Annotated in this window: 1 protein-coding gene; it reads right to left on the bottom strand. The window is 28.6% G+C overall.

Annotated elements, in window-relative coordinates; genetic code table 11:
* Positions 1–223: hypothetical protein (locus AAEY57_RS20740; protein WP_350608751.1), on the bottom strand; the 223-nt coding region annotated here is incomplete at its 3' end.
* Between the last annotated feature and the right edge of the window lie 25 nt (positions 224–248).

The raw sequence follows: 248 nt of genomic DNA, 5'->3' as shown, positions 1-248 counted from the left end.
AAGAAGAAGTGTTAAAACTAAACTTATCGACTATTTTATGAATTATTTCATTGTTCAAACTGGTCAAAGTTGACAATTCTTCAATACTAAAAGAATAACAGTCTATTAATTTTAATTGGTGATGAGCTAATACTAGCATTTGTATTTCTTCTTTTTTCATCGATGAGATGTCAAGCTGACTGTCTGACATCATCGAAGAAATATAATCACTATCGAAACCCATTAACTTACAATAATCAGGAATTAAC

This window comes from Pseudoalteromonas sp. MER144-MNA-CIBAN-0113, assembly GCF_040308965.1.
In the GTDB taxonomy this organism is placed as follows: domain Bacteria; phylum Pseudomonadota; class Gammaproteobacteria; order Enterobacterales; family Alteromonadaceae; genus Pseudoalteromonas; species Pseudoalteromonas tetraodonis.
Note: the sequence above shows the minus strand (reverse complement) of the source record. Positions and strands in the feature narration are given on the sequence as shown.